At 39.3% G+C, this 22,383-nt stretch carries 24 protein-coding genes; 17 read left to right on the top strand and 7 right to left on the bottom strand.

Annotated elements, in window-relative coordinates:
- The first annotated feature begins 62 nt into the window (after nt 1-62).
- Nucleotides 63-1,703, top strand: a complete 1,641-nt coding sequence (locus IGL93_RS07245; protein ID WP_010775895.1) for a peptide ABC transporter substrate-binding protein — start codon at nt 63-65, stop codon at nt 1,701-1,703.
- Between the two features lie 97 nt (nt 1,704-1,800).
- On the opposite strand, the gene IGL93_RS07240 is transcribed toward IGL93_RS07245, so the two are convergent.
- Nucleotides 1,801-2,676 carry an NAD(P)H-hydrate dehydratase gene (locus IGL93_RS07240; protein WP_010775894.1) on the bottom strand — a complete coding sequence of 292 codons (876 nt, stop codon included), beginning with the start codon at nt 2,674-2,676 and terminating at the stop codon, nt 1,801-1,803.
- Nucleotides 2,677-2,825: 149 nt separating this feature from the next.
- Here IGL93_RS07240 and IGL93_RS07235 point away from each other — a divergent pair, with 149 nt between their 5' ends.
- The 14 genes from IGL93_RS07235 (at nt 2,826) to IGL93_RS07170 (ending at nt 16,525) form a co-directional block, all read left to right on the top strand.
- Nucleotides 2,826-3,692 (top strand): SPFH domain-containing protein, encoded by an 867-nt coding sequence (locus IGL93_RS07235; protein WP_002366818.1) that lies wholly within the window; start codon nt 2,826-2,828, stop codon nt 3,690-3,692.
- A 172-nt stretch (nt 3,693-3,864) separates the two neighbouring features.
- On the top strand, nt 3,865-4,353 hold the full coding sequence (gene purE / locus IGL93_RS07230) for a 5-(carboxyamino)imidazole ribonucleotide mutase (protein ID WP_002360132.1): 489 nt from the start codon (nt 3,865-3,867) through the stop codon (nt 4,351-4,353).
- Nucleotides 4,346-5,470 (top strand): 5-(carboxyamino)imidazole ribonucleotide synthase, encoded by a 1,125-nt coding sequence (gene purK / locus IGL93_RS07225; RefSeq protein ID WP_010713330.1) that lies wholly within the window; start codon nt 4,346-4,348, stop codon nt 5,468-5,470. The genes purE and purK overlap by 8 nt, the downstream gene beginning before the upstream one ends.
- 151 nt (nt 5,471-5,621) lie before the next feature.
- Nucleotides 5,622-6,335: a phosphoribosylaminoimidazolesuccinocarboxamide synthase gene (gene purC / locus IGL93_RS07220; RefSeq protein WP_002357270.1), complete on the top strand. Its 714-nt coding sequence runs from the start codon at nt 5,622-5,624 to the stop codon at nt 6,333-6,335.
- Between the two features lie 13 nt (nt 6,336-6,348).
- The gene (purS, locus tag IGL93_RS07215; protein ID WP_002357271.1) at nt 6,349-6,600 is read left to right on the top strand and encodes a phosphoribosylformylglycinamidine synthase subunit PurS; all 252 of its coding nucleotides are present in this window, start codon (nt 6,349-6,351) and stop codon (nt 6,598-6,600) included.
- Nucleotides 6,601-7,275: a phosphoribosylformylglycinamidine synthase subunit PurQ gene (purQ, locus tag IGL93_RS07210; protein ID WP_002361952.1), complete on the top strand. Its 675-nt coding sequence runs from the start codon at nt 6,601-6,603 to the stop codon at nt 7,273-7,275.
- Nucleotides 7,272-9,491: a phosphoribosylformylglycinamidine synthase subunit PurL gene (gene purL / locus IGL93_RS07205; protein WP_010775893.1), complete on the top strand. Its 2,220-nt coding sequence runs from the start codon at nt 7,272-7,274 to the stop codon at nt 9,489-9,491. Before purQ ends, purL begins: the two co-directional genes overlap by 4 nt.
- Nucleotides 9,467-10,906, top strand: a complete 1,440-nt coding sequence (gene purF, locus IGL93_RS07200; RefSeq protein ID WP_002394511.1) for an amidophosphoribosyltransferase — start codon at nt 9,467-9,469, stop codon at nt 10,904-10,906. Before purL ends, purF begins: the two co-directional genes overlap by 25 nt.
- 1 nt (nt 10,907) lies before the next feature.
- Nucleotides 10,908-11,939: a phosphoribosylformylglycinamidine cyclo-ligase gene (gene purM / locus IGL93_RS07195; RefSeq protein WP_010713332.1), complete on the top strand. Its 1,032-nt coding sequence runs from the start codon at nt 10,908-10,910 to the stop codon at nt 11,937-11,939.
- The gene (gene purN / locus IGL93_RS07190) at nt 11,936-12,508 is read left to right on the top strand and encodes a phosphoribosylglycinamide formyltransferase (protein ID WP_010775892.1); all 573 of its coding nucleotides are present in this window, start codon (nt 11,936-11,938) and stop codon (nt 12,506-12,508) included. Before purM ends, purN begins: the two co-directional genes overlap by 4 nt.
- The gene (gene purH / locus IGL93_RS07185; RefSeq protein ID WP_371877394.1) at nt 12,460-14,046 is read left to right on the top strand and encodes a bifunctional phosphoribosylaminoimidazolecarboxamide formyltransferase/IMP cyclohydrolase; all 1,587 of its coding nucleotides are present in this window, start codon (nt 12,460-12,462) and stop codon (nt 14,044-14,046) included. The genes purN and purH overlap by 49 nt, the downstream gene beginning before the upstream one ends.
- Before the next feature lie 18 nt (nt 14,047-14,064).
- Nucleotides 14,065-15,312, top strand: a complete 1,248-nt coding sequence (gene purD, locus IGL93_RS07180) for a phosphoribosylamine--glycine ligase (protein ID WP_010775891.1) — start codon at nt 14,065-14,067, stop codon at nt 15,310-15,312.
- A 128-nt stretch (nt 15,313-15,440) separates the two neighbouring features.
- Nucleotides 15,441-15,770 (top strand): DUF1648 domain-containing protein, encoded by a 330-nt coding sequence (locus tag IGL93_RS07175; RefSeq protein ID WP_010713335.1) that lies wholly within the window; start codon nt 15,441-15,443, stop codon nt 15,768-15,770.
- Nucleotides 15,771-15,790: 20 nt separating this feature from the next.
- Nucleotides 15,791-16,525 (top strand): TIM44-like domain-containing protein, encoded by a 735-nt coding sequence (locus tag IGL93_RS07170; RefSeq protein WP_010775890.1) that lies wholly within the window; start codon nt 15,791-15,793, stop codon nt 16,523-16,525.
- A gap of 68 nt (nt 16,526-16,593) precedes the next feature.
- On the opposite strand, the gene IGL93_RS07165 is transcribed toward IGL93_RS07170, so the two are convergent.
- From IGL93_RS07165 to IGL93_RS07145, 5 genes are all read right to left on the bottom strand, one after another.
- Nucleotides 16,594-17,738 (bottom strand): IS3 family transposase gene (locus tag IGL93_RS07165; protein WP_104802155.1). Its coding sequence is split into 2 segments (ribosomal slippage): nt 16,594-17,465 and nt 17,465-17,738, totalling 1,146 coding nucleotides; the frame shifts between segments, so codons are not numbered across the junction.
- A gap of 108 nt (nt 17,739-17,846) precedes the next feature.
- Nucleotides 17,847-18,368, bottom strand: a complete 522-nt coding sequence (locus IGL93_RS07160; RefSeq protein ID WP_002385866.1) for a QueT transporter family protein — start codon at nt 18,366-18,368, stop codon at nt 17,847-17,849.
- A 145-nt stretch (nt 18,369-18,513) separates the two neighbouring features.
- The gene (locus tag IGL93_RS07155; protein ID WP_002394932.1) at nt 18,514-19,299 is read right to left on the bottom strand and encodes a 3-oxoacyl-ACP reductase; all 786 of its coding nucleotides are present in this window, start codon (nt 19,297-19,299) and stop codon (nt 18,514-18,516) included.
- A 62-nt stretch (nt 19,300-19,361) separates the two neighbouring features.
- Nucleotides 19,362-19,595, bottom strand: coding sequence for a DUF2829 domain-containing protein (locus IGL93_RS07150; protein ID WP_002357284.1), 234 nt, complete (start codon nt 19,593-19,595; stop codon nt 19,362-19,364).
- On the bottom strand, nt 19,585-20,247 hold the full coding sequence (locus IGL93_RS07145; RefSeq protein ID WP_010708717.1) for a YigZ family protein: 663 nt from the start codon (nt 20,245-20,247) through the stop codon (nt 19,585-19,587). The genes IGL93_RS07150 and IGL93_RS07145 overlap by 11 nt, the downstream gene beginning before the upstream one ends.
- Nucleotides 20,248-20,388: 141 nt before the next feature.
- On the opposite strand from IGL93_RS07145, the gene IGL93_RS07140 reads away from it, so the two are divergent.
- Both IGL93_RS07140 and IGL93_RS07135 read left to right on the top strand, forming a co-directional pair.
- The gene (locus tag IGL93_RS07140; RefSeq protein ID WP_002357286.1) at nt 20,389-20,676 is read left to right on the top strand and encodes a DUF7662 domain-containing protein; all 288 of its coding nucleotides are present in this window, start codon (nt 20,389-20,391) and stop codon (nt 20,674-20,676) included.
- Between the two features lie 120 nt (nt 20,677-20,796).
- Entirely contained in the window at nt 20,797-21,132 is a 336-nt protein-coding gene (locus IGL93_RS07135) for a PTS sugar transporter subunit IIB (protein ID WP_002360150.1), read from the top strand.
- A gap of 324 nt (nt 21,133-21,456) precedes the next feature.
- Here the strand turns inward: IGL93_RS07135 and IGL93_RS07130 are convergent, their stop codons facing one another.
- The gene (locus tag IGL93_RS07130; RefSeq protein ID WP_010712529.1) at nt 21,457-22,173 is read right to left on the bottom strand and encodes an AAA family ATPase; all 717 of its coding nucleotides are present in this window, start codon (nt 22,171-22,173) and stop codon (nt 21,457-21,459) included.
- Nucleotides 22,174-22,383: the final 210 nt, after the last annotated feature.

The raw sequence follows: 22,383 nt of genomic DNA, 5'->3' as shown, positions 1-22,383 counted from the left end.
AAGGGGAGCTGTCTTTTTGTAAGTAAGAGCATAAAAAAATGAAGAGTTATAGGAGAAAGAAGATGAAAAAGTATTTAAAAATCACAATGGTTTGTATTTTATTGGTAGGATTTTTAGCTGGGTGTACCAATAAAAATGAAAATAAAAAGAAACAGAAAAATACCAAAGAAGCCGTTCAACTGATGTCACCCTCGGAATTAACAACGCTCAACACCTCTGTATTATTGGATTTCCCAGATGCTATTGTCCAAACAGCAGCGTTTGAAGGGTTATATAGTTTAGATGAACAAGACCAATTGGTACCAGCCGTAGCAAAAGCATTGCCGACGATTTCAGAAGATGGAAAAACCTACACGATTTCTTTGAGAAAAGAAGCGGTTTGGAGTAACGATGATCCTGTCACAGCGCATGATTTTGAATATGCTTGGAAAAAAATGATTGATCCTAAAAACGGCTTTGTTTATAGCTTCCTCATCGTTGAAACAATTCAAAATGGTGCAGAAATCTCAGCTGGGAAATTAGCACCCAATGAACTAGGTGTCACAGCTGTGGATGATTATACATTAAAAGTGACGCTCAAAGAGCCAAAACCGTACTTTACGTCCTTGTTAGCTTTTCCTACATTTTTTCCGCAAAATCAAAAAGTAGTCGAACAATTTGGTGCGGACTATGGAACTGCTAGCGATAAAGTCGTCTATAATGGCCCGTTTGTGGTAAAAGATTGGCAGCAAACAAAGATGGACTGGCAACTAGCAAAGAATAATCGCTATTGGGATCGCCAGAACGTGCGCTCAGACATTATCAATTATACGGTTATCAAAGAAACATCTACTGCATTGAATCTTTTTGAAGATGGACAATTAGATGTGGCTACACTAAGTGGTGAACTGGCGCAACAGAATAAAAATAATATGCTGTATCATTCGTACCCAACAGCGACAATGAACTACTTACGCTTAAATCAAAAACGGAAAGGGCAAGCAACGCCGCTTGCAAACGAAAACCTGCGTAAAGCATTGGCTTTAGGAATAGATAAAGAAAATCTAGTCAATAATATTATTGCAGATGGTTCTAAAGCTTTACATGGTGCGATTACGGAAGGCTTTGTGGCGAATCCCACAACGGGTCTCGATTTTCGTCAAGAAGCAGGTAATTTAATGGTTTATAACAAAGAAAAAGCGCAAAGTTATTGGAAAAAAGCACAAGCAGAATTAGGAGAAAAGGTTAACGTTGAATTGATGGTAACAGATGATGGTTCTTACAAAAAAATTGGTGAAAGTTTGCAAGGCTCGCTACAAGAACTGTTTCCTGGTTTGACAATAGAGCTAACCGCATTGCCGACCGAAGCTGCATTGAACTTTGGGCGAGAAAGTGACTATGATTTATTCTTAATTTACTGGACACCAGACTATCAAGATCCTATTTCTACCCTGATGACTTTATACAAGGGCAATGATCGCAATTATCAGAACCCTGTCTATGACAAATTATTAGATGAAGCAGCCACAACCTATGCCTTAGAGCCAGAAAAAAGATGGGCGACACTGATTGCAGCTGAAAAAGAAGTGATTGAAACGACTGCTGGCATGATTCCACTTAGCCAAAATGAACAAACAGTCCTGCAAAATGATAAAGTCAAAGGCTTGAATTTTCATACCTTTGGCGCTCCATTAACGTTAAAAAATGTTTATAAGGAAAAATAAAAAGAGAGCCTGGGCTGAAAATCGCTTTTGATTTTCGGCCCAGGCTTAAATCCTGCTTTTTAACCCAAAATTTGTCACCATTTAGCCTTTTCGGGTTTTATCTCGAACGCTTCTGTTCTAATAGTTCAGAATCAGGTGCAGTGTGGGGCTGGGCATATTTTTTCATATATGTCGGCAAGGCTTGACTAATCTTCGTAGGTAAAACAACATAGTCAGTTTTGGCCAAATCATCACCAATGAGACTGTGTAAGTAGACGGCGCCAGCAACGGTTTCAATTGTCGGCTTAAACTGAGCTAAAAAACCAGCAATGATGCCAGCCAAGGTATCCCCAGTTCCGCCAGTAGCCATCCCAGGGTTGCCACCTGTATTTTGAAAAGGTTCTCCTGCGTGGAAAATTGTGGTGCGATGACTTTTTAAAACAATCGTACTGCCTAATTTTGCTTGTTGGCGCTGGTTATTTACCAGTGTTTGTTGCTCAATAGGTAAGTGACTCAAACGTTGCCATTCCATTTGATGAGGTGTGAAAACAACTTTTTCAGGATAGGTAAGGGAAAAATTGCCTTGGCTAAACAGGGTAATTGCTGAGCCATCGATAATTAACCATTGTTTTTTTTGATGTTGGGCGAGTACCATCTTTAATATTTGTTGTGCAGCAGCATCTAAGCCTAAACCTGGACCAATTAAAATAACCTCCGCTTGCTCTACGACGTTCGTCAGAAGGACTGTTTCTTCAAAGCCCACGACCATCGCTTCTGGGCATCTTGCATGTAAAGGCCCGTGATTTTTAACATCAGTAATCACAGTGGTGAGACCAGCGCCACTATTGATACACGCTTCGGTACTCATGATGATGGCTCCGCCATATTGTCGGTTTCCTCCGATTAATACAACACGCCCAAAATTACTTTTATAAGAGTCGGAGGGGCGTTGAGTGATGACTTCCTCTAAAATGTCCTTGCTTAAATAGCGCATTCTATCACTCCTTTTCTTGGGATTTCTTTGTTCTCAGTATACTACAAGAGCCCCGAAAAAATCAGTTTATTTAATGTTAAAAGTTACTCTATTGAAGGCAATGAGGTGTATAATAAGGACCAGATAAATGAGTTAGGAGAGTGAAACAGATGGAAGAGAAAAAAACATTTTATATGAGTGGCTACGTAGGAATTGCGAGCTTATTAGTTATTTTAATTGCGGGAATTGGTTTATTTATTTATGGAGCGAGTCATACCAATGGAGTTCTTGTTGTTTTAGGTATTATTTTGTTAATTGGCGCTATTTTATTTTTAAGTTCCTTAACCATTGTTAGTCCCAATCAGGCGAAAGCTATTTTATTTTTTGGTCGCTACTTAGGTACGATTAAAGAAAATGGGTTGTTTATTACCATTCCATTTACGCAAAAAATGAACATTTCTTTGAAAGTACGAAATTTCAATAGTTCTCTATTAAAAGTCAATGACTCTGACGGGAATCCAATCGAAATCTCTGCGGTCATCGTTTTTCGGGTAGTCGATACAGCTAAGGCGTTATTTAATGTCGATTATTATCAAGACTTTGTGGAAATTCAAAGCGAAACGGCAATCCGGCATGTAGCAACACAATATCCTTATGACACTTTTTCAGATAATGATGTAACTCTGCGAGGAAATACCGAACAAATTTCCGAGGAGTTAACCAAAGAATTGCAAGAACGCTTAGCAGTGGCTGGTGTAGAGGTTATCGAAACACGGTTGAATCATTTAGCTTATGCAACTGAAATTGCTAGCTCCATGTTGCAAAGACAGCAAGCAAAAGCAATCTTAGCGGCTCGACAAACAATTGTTGAAGGTGCGGTAAGCATGACACAAATGGCCTTAGAACAGATCGAAGAAGGGCAAGAAATTAATTTTACCGATGAACGAAAAGTACAACTTATTAATAATTTACTAGTCTCAATCATTACTGATAAGGGCACACAACCAGTTATTAATACAGGCGATGTTTCTTCTTAAAGAGGAAGCAACGCTAAAAATAGCAAAAAAGAGTCATCTTTCCGATGGCTCTTTTTTTGATAAATACGAACATTATATAATTTTAATCTATAATATTTCGGTTTTTCTTTGACATCTCTTTTTCTCATTGTTAGAATAACAGTGAAAAAAGGCGGAAGGAGTTATTACATTCATGAAACCATTAGTCGCTGTGATTATGGGAAGTACCTCAGACTGGGCAACGATGAAAGCTGCTTGTCTTGTGTTGGAAGAGTTAGGAATTCCTTATGAAAAACGAGTGATATCAGCACATAGGACCCCTGATTTGATGTTTCGTTTTGCAGAGGAATCACGAACAAAAGGATTGAAGGTTATTATCGCTGGCGCTGGTGGAGCGGCCCATTTACCAGGGATGGTAGCTGCAAAGACAACCTTACCTGTCATTGGTGTTCCAGTTAAAACACGAACATTAAACGGTATTGATTCACTGTTGTCTATTGTGCAGATGCCAGGGGGAGTTCCTGTAGCAACAACTGCGATTGGCTCAGCAGGTGCTACCAATGCTGGGTTATTAGCTGCAGAAATACTAAGTATTGATGATTTACAGTTAGCAGAAAGAATCCAAGCAAGGCGACAATCATTGGAAAAAGCGGTTATGGAAAGTGGGGAACAACTTGAATAAACCCTTAAAAGTCGGAGCAACTATTGGCATTATAGGTGGGGGACAATTAGGGCGAATGCTAGTCATGAGTGGTAAAAAAATGGGTTTCCAAATGATTGTGTTGGACCCAACGCTCAATAGTCCAGCTGGTCAAGTAGCTGACCGTCAAATTGTGGCAGCCTTTGATCAGATATCTGCTTTAACTGAACTAGCAGAGTTATGCGATGTGATCACTTATGAATTTGAAAATATTGAAGTGGCCTCCCTAGAAAAGGCCATTCCACTAAAAAAGTTGCCACAAGGAACAGAATTGTTAAAAATTACTCAAAATCGATTGCTTGAAAAAACGTTTCTTCAATCGATTGGCTGTAAGATTGCCCCTTTTGCGGAAGTGAAAAGTCAGAAAGAGCTGCCACAAGCAACAGAAAAGATTGGTTTTCCATGTGTCTTAAAAACTATTCAAGGGGGATACGATGGAAAAGGACAGGTCGTCTTAAAATGCGAAGAGGATTTCTCCCAAGCGACTGAATTATTAGCTAACGCTACTTGTGAATTAGAAAAGTGGGTGCCTTTCACTAAAGAACTTTCAATCATCGTTGCAGGGAATAAGCATGGTTATCAAAGCTTTCCTGCATCTGAAAACATTCATCGAAAGAATATCTTGCATGAATCAATTGTGCCAGCTCGAATTTCTGAGAATGTGCAACAAAAAGCAGCGGAATTGGCGCAACACATTGCTGAGGAATTAAATTTATCTGGGGTTTTAGCTATCGAACTGTTTTTAACGGATTCAGAAGAGTTGTACGTCAATGAATTAGCGCCACGGCCTCATAACTCAGGTCATTACTCTATTGAAGCTTGCTCATTTAGTCAATTTGATGCGCATATTCGAGGGATTAGCAATTGGGGCATTGGGTTACCCCAGTTACTTCAACCAGTGGTTATGGTGAATCTCTTAGGTGAACACTTAGAAAAAAGCTACCAGTTATGCACGTCAAAACCCACTTGGCAAGTCCATTACTATGGGAAAGCCGAATCAAAAGTTGGCAGAAAAATGGGCCACGTCACCATTACAACACCTTGCTTATCAGAAACGTTAAAGGAAATTGAGACTGTTGGTATTTGGAACGTAACTTAATAAATGCTTGCTCCAAGCAAGTTTTTTATTTTTACATTCAGCAAACACGAACGATTATTGTTTTTTTGTAACTAATGTAAGTTTTTGTCTGATGTAAATCAGCTGACTTAGAAAGAATAGGGTTCATGAAGCTAACGAGAAGAGGGAAAGAATGGAAAAGAAAGCACTTGTGTATACAGGAAAAGCGAAGAAGTTGTATCAAACAGAAAATGCAGCGGTTCTTTTTGTGGAATATCTTGATCAAGCAACAGCTTTAAACGGTCAAAAAAAAGACAAAGTTCTTGGGAAAGGCGCTTTAAATAATCAAATCACTAGTCTGATTTTTGAACATTTACAGCAACAAAAGATTCCCAATCATTTTATCAAAAAAGTATCTGAACACGAACAATTAATTCAGGCCGTAGAAATGATTCCTTTGGAAGTTGTCGTACGTAATTATGCGGCAGGAAGTTTTTCAAAGCGTTTAGCGATTGAAGAGGGCACTAAATTAGTGACGCCCATTATCGAATTTTATTACAAAGAAGATCGTCTGGATGATCCTTTTATTAACGAAGACCATATTCAATTTCTAAAAGTAGCCACTCCTGCTGAAATTGTGGAGATTAAAGCATTGGCTTTACAAATTAATCAGGCGCTTAGTCAACTCTTTCAACGCCTCAATATTTGTTTGATCGATTTTAAAATCGAGATTGGTCGGACGAAGGCCAATCAATTGTTACTGGCAGATGAAATTTCTCCAGACACCTGTCGTTTATGGGATTTAAACACAAACGAACATCTGGATAAAGATGTTTATCGCCGTGAATTAGGAGAAATAGTTCCTGTATATGAAGAAGTTTTACAACGTTTACTAACAGCTAATTGAGGAGGAAGCGCGTATGTATTTTGTCAAAGTCTATGTTACGTATAAAGAATCAATTTTGGATCCCCAAGGTGAAGCGGTTAAGGAAGCAGTCCATCGGCTTGGTTTTACAGAAGTAGCCGAAATCCGTGTCGGTAAGTATTTTGAAATGCACGTCCAGCAGACAGAAGCAATTGAAGAGAAAATTGAACAAATTTGTGATCAACTATTAGCCAATGTAAATATGGAATCCTATCGTTTTGAAATTTTATCTTTGGAGGAAATTTAAATGAAATTGGCAGTGATTGTTTTTCCAGGATCTAATTGTGATGCAGACTTATTGTGGGCTGTCAAAGAGGTGATGGGCGTCGATGCAGAATTTGTCCGACACGATGCCACTTCTTTAGCAAAATTTGATGGCGTGTTATTGCCGGGCGGTTTTTCTTATGGCGATTACTTACGTTGTGGTGCAATTGCTCGGTTTTCGCCAATTATCAATGAGGTGATTCGCTTTGCTACAGAAGGCAAAATGGTTTTTGGTACTTGTAATGGCTTTCAAATTTTAACAGAAATTGGCTTGCTTCCTGGTACGTTGTTAAGAAATGATTCGCTTCGTTTTATTTGTAAAAGTGTCCCATTGAAAGTGAATACGCACACAAAGTTTACAAGCGAGTATCCTGAAAATGTTTCGATACATTTACCAGTAGCGCATGGCGAAGGGAATTACTATTGTGATGAAAAAACGTTGAAAGAGCTGAAAGAAAAGAACCAAATTGTTTTTACGTATCAAGAAAAGGTGAACGGTAGTCTTGCGAATATTGCTGGTATTTGTAATGAACAGGGCAATGTTCTAGGAATGATGCCTCATCCGGAACGAGCGATGGAAGAATTGTTAGGTTCAACAGATGGACGCAGCTTTTTTGCTTCAATCATTAAAAACTTTGGAAAGGAATTAAGCCAATGATGAATGAACCAACACCAAAAGAAATCAAGGAGACACGGTTGTATGCAGAATGGGGACTAACAGATGAAGAATATCATCAGATTGAGACCATTTTGCAAAGAGAACCTAATTATACAGAAACTGGCTTATTCTCCGTGATGTGGAGTGAACATTGCTCTTACAAAAATTCCAAGCCCGTTTTAAAAAAGTTTCCGACGGAAGGGCCACAAGTGCTTCAAGGCCCTGGTGAAGGAGCTGGGATTGTCGATATTGGTGACGGATTAGCTGTTGTTTTTAAAGCAGAGAGCCATAATCATCCTTCTGCAGTAGAACCTTACGAAGGAGCAGCTACAGGCGTTGGTGGAATTATTCGCGATATTTTCAGTATGGGGGCGCGGCCGATTGCTTTACTGGATTCGCTAAGATTTGGCGAACTGACGGATGCACGAACACGTTATTTGTTTCAAGAAGTTGTGGCGGGGATTAGCGGTTATGGAAATTGTATTGGTATTCCAACCGTTGGCGGTGAAATTGCTTTTGAGCCATGTTATCAAGGAAACCCACTTGTTAATGCTATGTGTGTGGGATTGATTCGTCATGATGAGATTCAAAAAGGCCAAGCAAAAGGCGTCGGAAATAGCATTCTTTACGTAGGTGCGAAAACAGGACGAGATGGAATTCACGGTGCGACCTTTGCTTCAGAAGAATTTAGTGAAGGTGAAGAACAGCAACGATCTGCGGTACAAGTAGGTGATCCGTTTATGGAAAAATTATTATTGGAAGCTTGTCTTGATTTAATCAAAAATCATCAAGATATTTTAATCGGCATCCAAGATATGGGGGCGGCTGGCTTGGTTTCTTCAAGTGCTGAAATGGCATCAAAAGCAGGTTCAGGCTTGATTCTAGAGCTGGATAAAGTTCCGCAGAGAGAGACGCAGATGAGCCCCTATGAAATGCTCTTGTCTGAGTCCCAAGAACGGATGTTAATCTGTGTGGAAAAAGGAGCAGAACAGCAAGTTTGTGAATTGTTTCAAACGTATGACTTAGAAGCGGTAGCGATTGGCTCCGTAACAGATGATGGACAGTATCGTGTCTTTCACGGTGGCAAAATAGTCGCAGATGTACCAGTAGATGCTTTGGCAGAAGAAGCCCCTGTCTACCAGAAAGCCTATCAAGAACCAGAGCGGATGCGTGCTTTTAAAAAATTAGCGCCCTTCATTCCAGAAATTACGAATAGCACGGAATTATTAAAACGCCTATTGCAACAGCCAACGATTGCATCGAAAAAATCAGTTTACGAAACCTATGATAGTCAAGTACAAACGAATACAGTGGTGCAACCAGGAAGTGATGCAGCTGTTTTAAGAGTGCGGGGCACCAATAAAGCCTTAGCGATGACAACAGATTGTAATAGCCGTTATTTGTATTTAAATCCTGAAATTGGTGGGCAAATTGCGGTTGCAGAAGCAGCCCGTAATATTGTAGCAAGTGGAGCACAACCTTTGGCTATCACTGATTGTTTGAATTATGGTTCCCCTGATAAACCAGAAAGTTTTTGGGAATTATGGACGTCGGCGGATGGAATCGCCGCAGCCTGCCGTCAGCTAGGAACACCCGTGATTTCAGGGAACGTCTCTCTTTACAATGAAACAGATGGTCAAGCCATTTACCCTACGCCGATGATTGGCATGGTGGGCGTGATTGAAGATGTTTCACAAATTACCACACAAGCGTTTAAACAAGTGGATGACTTAATTTATCTCATCGGTGAAACCCACGCAGATTTTAACGGCTCAGAAATTCAAAAAATGCAACTGGGCCGAATTGAAGGGCAATTACGCTCATTTGATTTAAAAGAGGAAAAAGCAAACCAAGAATTAGTTTTAAAAGCAATTCAAGTAGGCCTAGTTGCTAGCGCGCATGATTGCGCTGAAGGTGGCGTTGCCGTTGCTTTAGCCGAGTCGGCTTTTGCTAACGAACTGGGGTTACAGGTGACACTGCCATTAAAAAAAGAATATCTATTTGCGGAGACGCAATCCCGTTTTATTCTTTCAGTTAGTCCCCAGCATCAAGAAGCATTTGAAACACTTATCGGAAGAAAAGCTCAACATATTGGGAAAGTGACTGAAACTGGTTTGGTCATTCATGCGTTAGATGATGTGATCAATTGTTCAACAAAAGAAGCCAAAGCCTTATGGGAGGATGCGATTCCATGTCTTATGAAGCAAAAAGCTTAAATGAAGAGTGTGGTATTTTTGGTATTTGGGGTCATCCTGATGCGGCACAAGTGACCTATTTTGGTTTACACAGCTTGCAGCATCGAGGCCAAGAAGGCGCGGGAATTGTGGCGAACAATTCTGGGAAATTAGATGGCCACCGTGATTTAGGTTTGTTAGCAGAAGTATTCCAAAAGCAAGAACAACTGAATGCGTTAGAAGGAACGGCGGCTATTGGTCATGTACGCTATGCAACCGCTGGTACGGGTAGCGTGGATAATATTCAGCCATTTTTATTTAAATTTTATGATAGTCAAATTGGGTTAGCACACAATGGCAATTTGACAAATGCCAAGCGTTTACGAAAACAACTAGAAAGAGAAGGCGCTATTTTTCATTCCAATTCAGACACTGAAATTTTAATGCACTTGATTCGAAAAAGCACTGCTGCCTCGTTTCTCGATAAACTAAAAGAGAGCTTGAATTTGGTTAAGGGTGGCTTTGCTTATCTTTTATTAACAGAAACGATGATGATTGCTGCACTGGATCCCAACGGCTTTCGCCCTCTCTCCATCGGACAAATGAACAATGGGGCGTACGTTGTGGCATCCGAAACGTGTGCATTAGAAACAGTTGGGGCTCGCTTTATTCAAGATGTGGCGCCTGGTGAAGTAGTCATCATTTCTGATGAAGGCTTGAAAATAGAGGTTTTCACTACGGAAGTCCAACCGGCAATTTGTGCAATGGAATATATTTATTTTGCACGGCCAGATTCAAATATTGCTGGAGTTAATGTGCATACAGCTCGTAAAAGGATGGGGAAGAACTTGGCAATCGAAAGTCCAGTCGCAGCTGATATGGTAATTGGGGTACCGAACTCGTCATTGTCTGCAGCTAGCGGCTATGCAGAAGAAGCACAGATACCTTACGAACTAGGTTTAGTAAAAAATCAATATGTCGCTCGAACGTTCATCCAGCCGACACAAGAATTAAGAGAACAAGGTGTCCGTATGAAACTATCAGCAGTTCGTGGCGTGGTCAAAGGAAAAAAAGTCGTTTTAGTAGATGATTCGATTGTTCGCGGGACCACTATTCGGCGCATTATTCATTTATTAAAAGAAGCAGAAGCGCAAGAAGTTCATGTCAGAATTGCTTCACCACCATTAAAATATCCGTGTTTTTATGGCATTGATATACAGACGCGGGACGAACTAATTGCGGCAAACTATTCAATTGAAGAGATCAAAGAGCAGATTGGCGCAGATTCGCTGGCTTTTTTGAGTGAAGCAGGGCTGATTGATGGGATTCAATTAAATTATGATGCTCCTTATTCTGGGCTGTGTATGGCTTACTTTAATGGAGACTATCCAACGCCTTTGTATGATTATGAAGAACAATATCAAGCATCCTTGAAAAAAGAAACTAGGAGGAATTGACATGGAAAATGCCTATTCAAAAGCTGGCGTAAATGTTGAGGCAGGATACGAAGTAGTGGAACGAATTCAAAAGCATAGCCAAAAGACACAACGGACGGGAACGTTGGGCATGCTTGGTGGTTTTGGTGGTTGTTTTGATTTAAGTAGTTACAAGCTTAAAGAACCAGTTTTGGTATCAGGAACGGATGGCGTAGGCACAAAGTTACTCTTGGCAATTGAAGAACAGAAACACGAGACAATCGGAATTGATTGTGTAGCAATGTGTGTCAATGATGTCGTCGCACAAGGCGCCGAACCGTTATATTTTTTAGATTATTTAGCGTTAGGGACCGTTAATCCAGCTAAAGTTGAAGCAATTGTTGCGGGTGTTGCGACTGGCTGTTGTGAGGCGAATGCAGCCTTAATTGGGGGCGAAACAGCTGAAATGCCTGATATGTATGAAGCAGATGCTTATGACGTGGCTGGTTTTGCCGTGGGTATTGCTGAGAAAAGTCAACTCTTGACACCAAGTAACGTAAAAGAAGGCGATTTCTTGATTGGTCTTCCTTCAAGTGGTCTTCATTCTAATGGTTACTCGTTAGTAAGAAATGTTTTTTTTAAGAAACATTCGTTTAAAACAACGGACAAGCTTCCAGAATTGGCACCCAAAACGTTAGGGGAAGAATTATTAACACCAACAAAAATTTATGTGAAGGAATTATTGCCATTGTTAAAAGCAGGACTCGTGCATGGGGCTGCGCATATTACTGGCGGCGGGTTTTTAGAAAATCTACCAAGAATGTTTCCTTCTTCATTAGCTGCAGAGATTCAATTAAATAGTTGGCCAGTGCTACCAATTTTTAAATTGATTCAAAAATACGGTGAAATTCCATCTGAAGAAATGTATGAAATTTTCAATATGGGCTTAGGGATGATTTTAGCGGTGAGTCCAGAGCATGTTGAAAAAGTTCAGGAGCTTTTGCCAGAAGCTTTTGAAATTGGTCGTTTGGTACCTAGGAAAACGAAAGCCGTTATTTTTAAGGAAGCCTTATGAAGATAGCTGTTTTTGCATCTGGCAATGGTAGCAATTTTGAGGCGATTGCTGCAGCTTTTTCCCAAAAAAAAATCGCAGGGCAGTTGAGCTTAGTCTTTTGTGACCAGCCTGAAGCCTATGTATTGACCCGTGCCCAAAAACGCAAGATTCCCGTTGTGTGCTTTTCACCATCTGATTTTCCATCTCGCGGGCAGTATGAGGAACAAGTGTTGAAACATTTAAAAGAGCATCAGATCGATTTAATCGTGTTAGCTGGTTATTTGAGAATTATCGGCAAGACTTTACTGGAGGCTTATCCAAAGAGCATCGTCAATATTCATCCTTCTCTGTTACCTAGTTTTCCAGGTCTTCACGGAATTGAAGAGGCATTTCATTATGGAGTGAAAATAACAGGAATCACTATCCATTATGTTGACTCTGGGGTTGATACAGGACCGATTATTTTCCAAACAACCACCAAGATTGATACTGAAGATACATTGGACACATTAACAGAGAAAATTCATGCTCTTGAGCACGAATGGTACCCAAAAATAATTTCACAAATTGTAAAGGAGACAATGAAATGACCAAAAGAGCATTGATTAGCGTTTCAGACAAAACAGGAGTGACAACATTTGCAGCAGGCTTAGTTGCAAATGGCTTTGAAGTTATCTCCACTGGGGGAACAAGGACTGTCTTAGAAGAAGCGGGGGTACCGACACTTGCTATTGACGACATCACTGGCTTTCCAGAAATGTTAGATGGCCGTGTCAAAACGTTACATCCGAATATCCATGGCGGACTTTTGGCAAAAAGGGGAAACCAAGCGCATCAAAAAGCACTGACTGAACAAGGCATTCACTTTATTGACCTTGTAGTAGTGAATCTTTATCCATTTAAAGAAACAATTTTAAAACCAGCGATCTCTGAAGCAGAAGCGATTGAAATGATTGATATTGGCGGTCCTAGCATGTTACGTTCAGCGGCAAAAAATTATCAAGACGTAACAGCAGTAGTTGATCCTAGTGATTATGAACAGGTATTAAGTGAAATTAGCAGCACTGGAACTAGCCAGTTAGCCACTAGAAAAAGATTAGCAGCAAAAGTCTTTCGTCATACCGCTGCTTATGACGCGCTTATCGCTGACTATTTAACGACGCAAGTGGGTGAAACTGAACCAGAGAAACAGACGCTTACTTATGAACGTAAGCAAACATTGCGTTATGGCGAAAATAGCCATCAACAAGCCACCTTTTATCAATCCGTTGTACCTGTATCATTATCCATTGCTTCCGCTCGACAACTTCATGGCAAAGAACTGTCATATAACAATATTCGAGATGCTGATGCAGCACTCCGGATTGCTAGCGAGTTTACAGAACCTACGGTCGTCGCTGTTAAACATATGAACCCATGTGGAATTGGAACAGGAAAAACGATTTTGACAGCCTATCGTCAGGCATTTGAAGCAGATCCAGTTTCAATTTTTGGTGGCATTGTTGTTTTGAATCGTCCAGTGGACCAAGCGACTGCGGCTGAAATGCATCAAATCTTTTTAGAGATAATTATTGCGCCTAGTTTTGAGGAAGAAGCTTTGGCACTGTTATCTCAAAAAAAGAATCTTCGTTTGTTAACGTTAGATTTTCATGCTCAAGAAAAAAAAGCGGTGGAATTAGTTTCTGTTATGGGCGGGTTATTAATTCAAGAACAGGATACAGTTGTTGAAAATGACCAAGCATGGCAAGTTGTTACAGAGCGCCAACCCACACCAGCTGAAAGAGACGCATTGAACTTTGCTTGGAAAGCAGTCAAGCATGTAAAATCAAACGCTATTGTTTTAGCCAATGAAAGCCAAACGGTGGGGATTGGCGCTGGTCAAATGAATCGAATTGGTTCAGTAAAAATTGCAGTTGATCAAGCCCAAGCAGCTGGAAAATTACAAGGGGCCGTCTTAGCAAGTGATGCCTTTTTCCCCATGGCAGATAGCGTGGAATATGCTGCACAACATGGCATTCAAGCAATTATTCAGCCAGGCGGGAGCATTAAAGACCAAGCATCAATTGATCTAGCGAATCATTATGGTATTGCGATGATTTTTACTGGGACTCGTCATTTCAAACATTAATTTTTAAAGGAGAAACCGATGAATATATTAGTGATTGGGCGTGGTGGTCGTGAACATGCAATCGCCAAAAAATTACAGCAAGAAGACAAAGTCAAGACTGTTTATTGTGCACCAGGTAATCCTGGTATGAGTGGTGATAATATTCGGACTGTACCTATCGGTGAAGAGCAGCAAACGGAACTAATTCAATTTGTGAAGGATAATCAGATTGATTGGACATTCATCGGACCGGAAACGCCATTAATTGAAGGAATTGTAGATGCCTTTCAAGCAGCGGGATTACTGATTTTTGGCCCGACAAAAGCAGCTGCAATAATTGAAGGTTCAAAAAGTTTTGCGAAAGATTTTATGCAAAAATACCAGATTCCAACGGCAGAATATCGGGTCTTTCGACGTTTGGCACCTGCCTTAGAATATATTGAACAGCAAGGAGTACCAATTGTTATTAAGGCAGATGGTTTGGCAGCTGGAAAAGGAGTAGTAGTTGCCGAAACAAAAACAGCCGCAAAACGGGCGCTAGTTGCGATGATGGAGGATCAACAATTTGGAGTAAGCGGTCAAACGGTCGTAATCGAAGAATTTTTGCAAGGAGAAGAATTTTCCTTAATGGCCTTTGTTTCTAATGAGAAGGTATATCCGATGGTGATTGCTCAAGATCATAAGCGGATTTTCGATGGGGATGCTGGTCCAAATACAGGGGGGATGGGTGCTTACACACCAGTGCCTCAGATCCCAGAAGAAGCGGTTCAGCAAGCCATTAGCCAAGTCCTGAAACCGACTGCTAAAGGAATGGTGGCTGAAAAACGTCCGTTTCAAGGGATTTTATATGCTGGTTTAATCCAAACAGCAACTGGCCCCAAGGTTATTGAATTTAATGCTCGATTTGGGGATCCAGAAACACAAGTTGTGTTGGCACGTTTAGAGAGTCCCCTTTCAGAAATAATTTCTTCATTGCTGGCGAAAGAGCAACCAACGATTGTATGGAATGAGTTAGCGAGTGTTGGTGTTGTTGTAGCAGCAGAAGGCTATCCTAATCAATACAAGACAAATCTACCATTACCCGAAATGTCTGGTGAAACCATCTATTATGCAGGGGTAACTCGTTCAGAACAGGCTCTGGTTTCGGCTGGCGGACGAATCTTTTTAGCAGAAGCAACTGCTTCGACTCTTGAAGAAGCCCGCAAAAAAGTTTATCAAACATTGGATAATTACTCATTTCCTGGAATGTACTACCGAAAAGATATAGGCGTGAAAGGCTTGATTTAGGATTTTTAAAAACAGAGGCAAGGACATTTAATCGAATGTTTCCTTGTCTTTTTTTTATTGCAAATTCAGATAGGGAGGCATAAACTGAAAGTATATCCATCATTAAACTAGAGGAGAAAGCTAAATTAATGAGAGAGAAGCAGATTGAAAAAGTTAGTCAGGGGTTATTTATTGTTACAAGTGTCTTGGCAGTTAGTTTACTGTTATTAAGTGCGGTGTTTTATCCTGATTTACCAGCTCATGTGCCCATTCATGTGAATTTTTGGGGCGAGGGTAATTCGTTTGGCCCAAGATCTAGTATATTTATGTGGCCAGCGGTCCTGTTTGGCTTGAGTATTTATCAACGAAGTTATCAATCAGTACAACCATATGGCAGATGGCTGAAGGTATTATTAATCATTGTTAATCTTGGCGCTTTGTTTAGTATTCTGCGTCTATTTATTCATTTGTTGGTTTGAAGGGGTCGAAAGGTGAGAAAATGAGAAAGTTAATTTTGGTTTTTGTGGGTTGTGCCATGGCCTTTTGTTTATGGCCTAATCAAGCAGCGGCTGTAGCTGGTGGCTACGGCGGTGGACGTGTAGAAAGTCCTAGCGGGGGTAATCCCTCGAATGGTTTTTCGCCAAGCGGTGATGGATCAAGAAGTTATGTTCATCATAACGAGACTGGGACCAGCAACACAACGCCACTGGAAGGCTTAATTTCAACAGTGTTTTTTGTTCTTTTTGGGGGCGCGATGATTTGGCAAAGACGCCGCAGAAATCAACCAGTCGATGAAGGCGCTTTTCAAGAAATGTGGGCAGCATTACCTGGAACATCAAAAGAAAAAAAGGCACTCTTAAAAGAAATACAACAAACGTTTTTAGAAATACAACAAGCGTGGGATCAAGAAAACTTGTCTGTAGTCAAAGATAACTATACAGAAAAACTTTATCAAAAACATCTTGCAGTATTACAAGAAAATCAACAAGCGGGCATCAGAAATCATGTAAAAAAAGTGAAAGTAGCGCCAGCTTCGAATTATCATCCTATTAGTGAAAACAGTTTTTCACTGATGCTTCATTTTTCTTGTATTGACTACGAGGAAGATACTCAAAGCGGTTGTGTTTTATCGGGATACAAGCATCAAAAACAATATTTTTCACAACTTTGGTATTTTGATTACAATCCATCTCTTGGAAAATGGCAAGCAGACTTCATTCAACCTAAAGGATAGTGCTAAAAAGCGCTTGGGGTTTAAGGAACTGACCTAAGATTGTGAGACAGGAATAAAAAAGCATTTTCCTAGACTGCTGATTTCCGATAGTCTATCGGCGATTGGTAGTCTAGTTTTTGTTGAATTCGACTTTCATTATAATAAGTAATGTATTTTTTTACAATTTCTATTACAATAGATGTAGGTTCATTTGTGAGCCCATCTAAGTAGAACGTTTCAGACTTTAGTGAGGCATGAAACGATTCGATGCAGGCATTATCTGAAGGTGTCCCTTTGTGGGACATACTCATGGTAATGCCTTTTGTTTTTATTTGATTCTGGTAGTCAAAAGAAGTATAAACAGAGCCCTGATCACTATGCAATAGACAATCCGTTGTTTGGGGCAATTGATCAAGTGTATCCAGAACAAAAGCCGTATCTTGCTTATCACCGATGGTATAGGCGATAATTTCACCATTGTATAAATCCATAATTGAAGACAAATACAATTGCTTTTGACCAAAAGGCAGATAAGTAATATCTGTTACCAATTTCTTTAAAGGAGCGTCTGAAGAAAATTGTCTATTTAGCTTGTTCTCGACAACCGGGTAAGGTTGTCCCACTTTACTGCGTTTCTTCATTTTCACGCGACAATTCCAATGATATTTCTGCATAATCTTTTGTACGGTGTTTTTGTTTACTTTGTATTCCTGATTAATCAACGCAGTAATCTTTCGATAGCCATATCGAAACTTATGCTGGAAGCAAAGTCGACGAACGGCTTCTTCAAGAGGTGTTAACTTTCCTAAGTCTTTTCGATGAGTCCAACGATAATAAGTAGCTCGCGAAACGCCGAAAAGTTGACACAATGCAGTAATGGTTATTTTTCCTTTCATTTTTTTAACTAATTCTACAAATATTTCTGGCTCCACGTCCTTTCCAATTCTTTGTACTTTTTTAGCACCTCAATATGCATTTTTAAATAGTTATTTTCATTTCTAAGCTGTTGTTCATTTGATCGAATTTCTGGACCTTTACCATAAGCATATTGTTTTCCAACGGGTTGAACCAGACGATGATTCTCGCCATTACGGTACCAACGCCACCATGTTTCAATTTGTGTTTTGTTTTTAATGCCTAATTCTTCCATAATCGTTTTTACAGGAATATTCTCTTTTTTCATCTGTATAGCCATTTCTTTGATGTGAATCGGATAAGACACTCGATTTCCCATTGAAAAAGCACCCCCTAGTTAGATTCATTTTAACGTGAATTCAACAAGAGGTGCTTTTTTATTTTGTCTCAGTTTATTGGGTCAGTTTATTAAACCCCAAGCGCTTTTTTATTCTTCGATGCGTTTTACAAGCTGTATTTTTTTATTTAATACGTAAATCAGAATACCGCCGACGGTCATTGAAAGAAGTTCACCAAGTCCAACGGTCAACCATGTGTACCAAAAAGGTAACTGATAAAAGAACGTTAAGGGTCCGGCGACAGTGAACATGGACAAAGCAAAAAGAATGGCCGTCAGCATTAGTTTAATCAATAAATTTTGCTGATTTTTTGTCGCAAAATAGGCAATCCATAAGACTGCGCACGTTCCAGCGCTACCGATGACTATATCGATGATACCAAGAGGCGAAGCGGTGTTGGCAATCGCAACCCCTAACGTAATGGACCAGATATATCGCTTGTTAAAAACGCCTAAATAATTAAATAATTCGGCAAGACGAAGCTGTATCGGACCAAAACTAAGCGGAGCGAGAAGTACAGTGACAACAACATACAAAGCGGTAACCAGCGCCATTTTAGCCAACGCCGTAGCTGACCACGTACTGGTTTGTGGATTTGATGAATGATTCATTTAAGATTCTCCTTTATAAAACAACGACGTGTTTTAGTGATAACCATAACCAAAGGAAGGGCAGTAAAGCCAACTGAAGTGTTATGGTGTGAGTTGCCTCACTGTGTTACATGTTACTGAAGAACAGACACTCTGTAAAGTCTTTTTATTTCATGGTCCAACCACCATCAATGGTCATAACTGTGCCATGGATATAATCAGCGTCATCACTAGCTAGAAATAATGAAAGTTTTGCTACTTCCTGTGGCTGCGCCCAACGGCCCGCGGGTGTTTCACGTGCTACCCAAGTAGCCATTTCACCTTCTCCTGCAAAATCAGCTGCGTTCATGGGTGTTTGGATGGCACCTGGCGCAATCGCATTTGCTCGAATGCCTAATTTGGCATAATCGTAGGAAAGTTGTTTTGTATACCCGATGATTGCGTGTTTGGAGGCAGTGTACGCTGCGCCGCCGCCCCCAGCTACTAAGCCAGCGATAGATGCCATATTAACGATTACTCCTTTTTTTTGTTGGAGGAAATAAGGTAATAGAGCATTGGTCACTAAAAAGACACTTTTTAAATTGGTTGCTAAAATTTGATCCCATAAAGCTTCCGAAGTTTCTAGAGAAGGACGATAATCATCTAAAATACCTGCCGTATTTAATAAAATATCAATTTGGCCGTTGTTTTTCACAATTTGTTTCATCGTGGCTTGCACAAATGAGGGAGAAGACACATCACCGACAAAATAAGTAAATGGCTTAGTAGAATCTGGGTTAACCAGTGCGGCTGTCTGCTTTAACCCCGTTTCGTCTAGGTCGATGCCAATAACTTCAGCACCTTGCTCAGCAAAGGCAATTGCTTGTGCTTGGCCAATCCCTGAAGCTGCACCGGTTACAAGCACCCGTTTTGTTTCAAATTCTTTTGGCATAAGAAAAACTCCTTTAAACATTTAAAAATTAAGGTCTGGAAGAACGAGCAATCGCCGTAATCTGCCAGACCTTATGTGTGTAGTTATGCTTCAACAATCACCCAATCTTCTGCTAAGACATCACAAGGTGTTGGTGAAAACATGCTGTAGCCTTCATCAGAAGTTTTGATTAAAAAATACGGGGTAACTTGTAAAAATTCACCTTCGGAGGTGCCAATTTCATCACGTAATTCAATAAAAAGTTCGAAACCGCTCCAGCCTTTACGTACGGCTTTTTTTCCTGCTTTAATCTGTGGCAATACTTCTTCAAATGTCATTTGATTGTGCTCCTTTTTCGTTAAATGGTAGTTCGTGATAGCTCGTTGCGCCTTTTTCAATTGTCAACTGACCGTTAAGTAGATCCGTCATTTCAGCTATAAATGTTTCTGTTGCTTGTTCATCTACTAAACAAATTAACTGAATAGACTCTGTGTAAATAGTTTCTTTAAGCGTGTAGGGACTATGTTCCAAAAAGGCTTGGGCTTTTCCTAATAAAGGATAGGCGATCGTAATCAATAGTTCTTGTTGCAATTTGCCAATGACTAAACCAATTTCATCTAAAGTGTGGGAAAGAGCATGACTATATGCTCGGATTAAACCACCAGTGCCTAATTTTATTCCGCCAAAATAACGAGTGACAACAGCCACTACGTTGATTAACTCTTTTTTCTTTAAGACTTCCAGCATTGGAACACCAGCAGTGCCACTAGGTTCGCCGTCATCGCTGCTCCGCTGAATGTCATTTTTTTCGCCGATCACAAAAGCACTACAATTATGATTGGCTTTCCAATGTTCTTTTTTTATTGCGGCGATAAAGGCTTTTGCTTCTTCTTCTGATGTTACGCGCTTTACAGAACAGATAAACCGCGATTTCTTGATTTCAATCTCGCTGAAACCATCTTGTTTGACTGTAATATAGCTTTCTAACATATGGGCATCCTTTTCTCTCGTAATAAAGTCAGTATAAAAAAGAATCAACTGAATAGCAACTTTTTCTCTCATCTTTTTTGTGAGATTTTTGGAAAAAAACGTTATAATAAGGTATGATAGAGAAAAGGGAGGCGCTGGAAAATGGTACATACACGACAGAAAAAATATGATACAATTACTCATTATTTGAAAACGAATGGCGGTTCCCAAGTTACCTTGACCTTTACCCAGTTTGATGAATTGTTATTCCCTCATTCTGGTTTACCAAAAACTGCTAAGACAGATGTCGATTGGTGGGCAAACGATTATAAGCATCCAGAAAAGGGCGCTTATGGTTGGTTGAATGCGAGTTACCAAGTAGTTCAAGTGAATTTGGAAAAAGAATATGTGGTATTTAATAAATTACTGAAATCAGCATGGTACGTTTAAACCAAGATTGTATCCGCTTTAAAAAACAAGAATGATTGACAAAAATTAACTTTACACTATAATATTTTTAATAGATAATGTTGAAAATTGAAAAAGGCAATGGTAAAAGGGGCTGTTAAAATGTCAAAAAAAACAATTATGTTAGTTTGCTCCGCTGGAATGAGTACTAGTTTACTTGTTACAAAAATGCAAAAAGCAGCATTTAATCAAGGCTTAGATGCCCATATATTTGCGGCTTCTGCATCGGAAGCAGAAACGAATTTAGAAAATAATCCAGTCGATGTGTTATTGTTAGGTCCACAAGTTCGTTATATGAAGAGTGATTTTGAAAAGCGTCTATCACCAAAAGGTATCCCAACAGATGTCATTAGCATGTCTGATTACGGCTTAATGAACGGGGAAAAAGTGTTGGAACAAGCCTTGGGTTTGTTAGCACAAGCAGATAAAAAAGAGTAAAAACAAGTTGTTTTTTCGAGAATTTTCGAAAAAGCAACTTGTCTTTTTTTATGACTTTAGTTAATTGGAATTGAGCTGAAACAGTCATTCTAGTTTATCAGTTCCATAAATTATAGAGCCGAAATTAGTCCTGTGAGCTAGAGAAAGACAACTGTCTTTAATTTTTTACTTTAATCTAGATACTAAAAAAACATACTTAACAATCTATTTTCTGAATAATGAACGGCTTTTTCCGTAGTCTGAAAGTTGTAATTCAAAGAATGATTAACAATATTTTTATATACGAGTCATTATAGTATGGCATAAGCATTTCGAATAACAGACTTATTCAGCAAATAAATGAGAGAGAATTCTGTTTTTGTTGTTTAAAAATAATGAGGTTATTTCATAAGGCATACTTTCTTCATACGTGATTTCTAAAGGACTATCTTTATCAAAAGAAATAATTTGTGAGTCAGGCATTGCAAGTAATATAGGTGAATGAGAGACAATAATAAACTGAGACCCCTCATCAATTAGTTTTTTTATAGATATCATTAAGGCTAGTTGGCGTTGAGGTGAGAGAGCCGCTTCAGGTTCATCTAACAGGTACAGACCATTTCCTCTAAACCGATGGTTCACCAGATTCAAAAAACTTTCGCCGTGTGATTGATGATGTAGGGATTTATCGCCATATTCAGAAAAATCTAAGTCTATATTTTCTGCATATGTAGCAACATTGTAGAAACTTTCAGCTCTTAAAAAGAAGCCATCCGTAGCACGCTTTACACTTTTTGCAACAGTTAAATAATTATGTAAATCCAAGTGAGTATCGTTTGTAGAGAAATTAAAATTAATACTACCGCCTTCAGGATTAAATCCCCAATTGACTGCAATTGCTTCTAATAAAGTGGATTTTCCAGTTCCATTTTCACCTGAAAAAAAAGTAATAGGTTTTTTAAAATTTAGTGAATTAAATTTATTCAGCCCTTCAATTTTTGAAAAAACAGAATCTTCTTCAAAAGCTTTGAGTTCTAGTCTTTTTAAAAAAATATTTTCCATGATAAAGTTTGCTCCTTTCTAGTCTTTTCAAATTAAAGCTTGAATTACTAGATATACTTTAACATTAATTTTTCTTTAAAGGTAGATAAATTTGTTTATAAAAAAGCTGCATATAGGTAAGTCGAAAGTAGAAGATTCGTGTAAACAATAAAGCGTATCAAGAGTTTGTTTAGTAGGTAACGACTAGATAAGAATAGAAAGATAACGGTG

Origin of the sequence: Enterococcus sp. DIV1328a (assembly GCF_050536905.1) — a bacterium.
Lineage (GTDB): Bacteria > Bacillota > Bacilli > Lactobacillales > Enterococcaceae > Enterococcus > Enterococcus faecalis.
This window is presented reverse-complemented; position numbering and strand designations above follow the sequence as displayed.

Coding starts and splice junctions, on each gene's coding strand:
- IGL93_RS07240 (WP_010775894.1), bottom strand. CDS start 2,676: ATGCGCTATTTAAGCAAGGACATTTTAGAGGAAGTCATCACTCAACGC.
- IGL93_RS07245 (WP_010775895.1), top strand. CDS start 63: ATGAAAAAGTATTTAAAAATCACAATGGTTTGTATTTTATTGGTAGGA.
- IGL93_RS07175 (WP_010713335.1), top strand. CDS start 15,441: ATGAGAGAGAAGCAGATTGAAAAAGTTAGTCAGGGGTTATTTATTGTT.
- IGL93_RS07155 (WP_002394932.1), bottom strand. CDS start 19,299: ATGTTTAAAGGAGTTTTTCTTATGCCAAAAGAATTTGAAACAAAACGG.
- purS (WP_002357271.1), top strand. CDS start 6,349: ATGTATTTTGTCAAAGTCTATGTTACGTATAAAGAATCAATTTTGGAT.
- purE (WP_002360132.1), top strand. CDS start 3,865: ATGAAACCATTAGTCGCTGTGATTATGGGAAGTACCTCAGACTGGGCA.
- IGL93_RS07145 (WP_010708717.1), bottom strand. CDS start 20,247: ATGTTAGAAAGCTATATTACAGTCAAACAAGATGGTTTCAGCGAGATT.
- purH (WP_371877394.1), top strand. CDS start 12,460: ATGGTACCCAAAAATAATTTCACAAATTGTAAAGGAGACAATGAAATG.
- IGL93_RS07130 (WP_010712529.1), bottom strand. CDS start 22,173: ATGGAAAATATTTTTTTAAAAAGACTAGAACTCAAAGCTTTTGAAGAA.
- IGL93_RS07160 (WP_002385866.1), bottom strand. CDS start 18,368: ATGAATCATTCATCAAATCCACAAACCAGTACGTGGTCAGCTACGGCG.
- purN (WP_010775892.1), top strand. CDS start 11,936: ATGAAGATAGCTGTTTTTGCATCTGGCAATGGTAGCAATTTTGAGGCG.
- IGL93_RS07150 (WP_002357284.1), bottom strand. CDS start 19,595: ATGACATTTGAAGAAGTATTGCCACAGATTAAAGCAGGAAAAAAAGCC.
- purL (WP_010775893.1), top strand. CDS start 7,272: ATGATGAATGAACCAACACCAAAAGAAATCAAGGAGACACGGTTGTAT.
- purM (WP_010713332.1), top strand. CDS start 10,908: ATGGAAAATGCCTATTCAAAAGCTGGCGTAAATGTTGAGGCAGGATAC.
- purQ (WP_002361952.1), top strand. CDS start 6,601: ATGAAATTGGCAGTGATTGTTTTTCCAGGATCTAATTGTGATGCAGAC.
- IGL93_RS07140 (WP_002357286.1), top strand. CDS start 20,389: ATGGTACATACACGACAGAAAAAATATGATACAATTACTCATTATTTG.
- IGL93_RS07170 (WP_010775890.1), top strand. CDS start 15,791: ATGAGAAAGTTAATTTTGGTTTTTGTGGGTTGTGCCATGGCCTTTTGT.
- purD (WP_010775891.1), top strand. CDS start 14,065: ATGAATATATTAGTGATTGGGCGTGGTGGTCGTGAACATGCAATCGCC.
- purF (WP_002394511.1), top strand. CDS start 9,467: ATGTCTTATGAAGCAAAAAGCTTAAATGAAGAGTGTGGTATTTTTGGT.
- IGL93_RS07235 (WP_002366818.1), top strand. CDS start 2,826: ATGGAAGAGAAAAAAACATTTTATATGAGTGGCTACGTAGGAATTGCG.
- IGL93_RS07135 (WP_002360150.1), top strand. CDS start 20,797: ATGTCAAAAAAAACAATTATGTTAGTTTGCTCCGCTGGAATGAGTACT.
- purC (WP_002357270.1), top strand. CDS start 5,622: ATGGAAAAGAAAGCACTTGTGTATACAGGAAAAGCGAAGAAGTTGTAT.